This window comes from Azonexus sp. (assembly GCF_036170495.1).
Taxonomy (GTDB): Bacteria; Pseudomonadota; Gammaproteobacteria; order Burkholderiales; family Rhodocyclaceae; genus Azonexus.
This window is the reverse complement of the sequence record NZ_JAVHPH010000286.1, coordinates 1-2,914: the sequence shown is the minus strand read 5'-3', so window position 1 is coordinate 2,914 and position 2,914 is coordinate 1. Positions and strand designations below refer to the sequence as shown.

Annotated in this window: 3 protein-coding genes; all 3 read left to right on the top strand. The window is 63.8% G+C overall.

Features of this window, described 5'->3' with window-relative positions; genetic code table 11:
• On the top strand, window positions 1–425 hold a 425-nt coding region (locus ADADOO_RS10235; RefSeq protein ID WP_511277266.1), incomplete at its 5' end, for a DegV family protein.
• 8 nt (window positions 426–433) lie between these two features.
• The gene (locus tag ADADOO_RS10230; protein ID WP_511277264.1) at window positions 434–2,347 is read left to right on the top strand and encodes a 3-hydroxyacyl-CoA dehydrogenase NAD-binding domain-containing protein; all 1,914 of its coding nucleotides are present in this window, start codon (window positions 434–436) and stop codon (window positions 2,345–2,347) included.
• 133 nt (window positions 2,348–2,480) lie between these two features.
• The coding region (locus tag ADADOO_RS10225; protein WP_511277263.1) for an OmpP1/FadL family transporter at window positions 2,481–2,914 on the top strand (434 nt) is incomplete at its 3' end.

The following is a 2,914-nucleotide window of genomic DNA, read 5'->3' as shown; positions in this document are numbered from 1 at the left end:
CCTACCTGGTGCCGGCCGATCTTTTTCACATCTACAAGCGGGCCTCCAAAAAGGGTGACACCAGTCTCGGCTGGAGCGCCTACACGCTGGGTTCGTGGCTTGACGTCAAACCCGTCCTGCATTGCCATCGCGACGTGACCAGCACGGTCGATAAGGTGCGCGGCTTTGCCGCCGGCGTTGAACAATTGTTCGAGCGGGCCGTGCGCCGGGTGAGTGAAGGGCTCGATGCGCCGGTGATTTGCCTGAGTTACGGCGGCGAGCCGGCCGCTGTGCAGGCGCTGCCGGGCTATGCCCGGTTGGCCAGAACGGCCGAAAAGCACGCTGTCGAGCTGCTGGTTTCGCCGATGAGCAAGACGGCGGCGGTCAATGTCGGGCCCGGTGCGCTGTCGCTGGCCTTTGCTGCCAGCGCTCACCGTCCGCAATAAGGAAGAATATGCAACTGAATCTGCACCACTGGCGATTGACGCGCGACGCGCAGGGCATCGCCGTCGCTACGCTGGACCGGGCCGGGGAGGCGACCAATGCCTTGTCGGCGGCGCTGATGGCCGAACTGGCACAAATTCTCGATAGCCTCGACCGGGCGCCGCCAGCCGGCTTGATTTTTCGCTCCGGCAAGGAAGCCGGCTTCATCGCCGGCGCCGACATCGGCGAGTTCTCGCAACTCGATACGGCGGAGAAGGGGCGGCAACTGGTCGCCCGCGGCTGGAACCTGTTCAACCGGCTGGCTGCCGTGCCCTACCCGACGCTGGCCCTGGTCCGTGGCCACTGCCTGGGCGGCGGTCTGGAACTGGCGCTGGCTTGCCGCTACCTGCTGGCGGTGGACGAAGCCGGCACCAAGATGGGCCTGCCGGAAGTTATGCTCGGCATCTTCCCCGGCTGGGGCGGCATGCTGCGGCTGCCGCAGCGCGTCGGGCCGGCGGCAGCGCTCGACCTGATGCTGACTGGCAAGACCATCGACGCCAAGCGGGCCAAGAAGATGGGGCTAGCCGATGATTGCGTGCCGCCGCGCGTCATGGAAATGGCCGCCCGCCAACTGCTGCTTTCCGGCCAGCCGCGCCGACCGCTACCCTTCATGCAGCGCCTGCTCAACGGCCCGCTCAAATTGGTCGTCGCCAACGGTGCGCGCCAGCAGGTGGCCAAAAAAGCCCGGCCGGAACACTACCCGGCGCCCTACGCCATCATTGATTTGTGGGCTAGGCACGACGGTAATGCGCTGGCCGCGCCGGAGGTCATCGACCGCATTATCACCTCGCCGACGGCGCGCAATCTGCTCCGCGTCTATCACCTGCAGGAACGCCTCAAGGGCTTCGGCAAGGCATCCGATTTCACGGCCAAGCGGGTGCATGTCATCGGTGCCGGCGTCATGGGTGGCGACATCGCCGCCTGGTGTGCCCTGCGCGGCATGACGGTGACGCTGCAGGACCAGACGCTGGAACGCATCGCGCCAGCCCTCAAGCGCGCCCACGCCCTGTTCACCAAGCGTCTGCGCGAGCCGCTCAAAATCCGCGATGCTTTCGATCGCCTGATTCCCGACCCGAACGGCGATGGCGTGGCGCACGCCGACGTGGTCATCGAAGCCATCTTCGAGAACGTCGAAGCCAAGCACGCGCTGTTCAAGGCGCTCGAAGCGAAGCTGAAACCGGGCGCCGTGCTCGCCACCAACACCTCCAGCCTCAAGCTCGAAGACCTGCGCACGGTGCTCGCCAAACCGGAACGTCTGGTCGGCATCCATTTCTTCAACCCGGTGGCGATGATGCCGCTGGTCGAAGTCGTCGAGGCTGAAGGCGCCGATCCTGCCGCCGTGCAAGCCGCCTGCGCGTTTGTGAAACAGATCGACAAGCTGCCGCTGCCGGTGAAAAGCGCGCCGGGCTTCCTGGTCAACGCCGTGTTGGCGCCCTACATGCTGGCCGCCATGCGGGCGGTCGACGAGGGCGTCTCGCCGGAAACGGTCGACGAAGCCATGCTCGCCTTCGGCATGCCGATGGGTCCGATCGAACTGGTCGACACCGTCGGCCTCGACATCGCCATGGCCGCCGGCCAGCAACTGGCTGGCGGGGCCGAGGCGCCGCGTTGTCTGATCGACCGCGTCGAGAAAAAGGAGCTCGGCAAGAAGAGCGGCCAGGGCTTCTACGACTGGTCGTCCGGCAAGGCGGCCAAGGCTGCGGCGGGCAGCGTACCGGCCGGTCTGGCCGAAAAACTCGTTACACCGCTCATCGACCGGGTGGAAAAACTCGTCGCCGATGGTGTTGTTGCAGATTCAGAATTGGCCGATGCCGGCGTAATTTTTGGCACTGGCTTTGCCCCCTTCACCGGCGGGCCAATCCACTTTCGGCAGGGACAGGAGTAGTCGTGTTGTTTATTTCCAACGAGCGTTTGAAATAATGCAATTCAAACGGCGTTTCATGCGCATGTTTGGGATTTAATCGTAGTGGTAGTGACGGGAGAGTTCCTCCCAACAAAACAAAACAGGAGACAAATCAATGACCAAAACCAATCTGCGCCTCATCCCGGCGCTCATCGCCATTGCCTTTTCCGGCAGTGCCGCTGCGGCGGGTTTCCAGTTGCTGGAGCAAAACGCCAGCGGCCTCGGCAACGCCTACGCCGGTTCGGCGGCCATCGCTGACAACGCCAGCACGATCTTTTATAACCCGGCTGGCATGACCCAGCTTCAGGACCGGGAGGTATCGGCTGGCGTTAGCGTGATCAGCGCCAATTATCAGTTCAACAACACCACTTCTTCGACCGGTGCCACGCTGGCCGGAAACAGCGATGGCGGAACGGTGGGCTTCGTTCCGAATGCCTATATGTCCTGGCGCCTTGCCAAAGACGTTTATGTCGGCCTGGGCATCGGCGCACCGTTCGGTTTGGCGACCAAGTACGACGACAACTGGTACGGCGCGGCGCAATCGATCGA

Excerpts from the sequence above, each read along its gene's own strand:
- ADADOO_RS10230 (WP_511277264.1), top strand. The coding sequence starts at position 434 with ATGCAACTGAATCTGCACCACTGGCGATTGACGCGCGACGCGCAGGGC.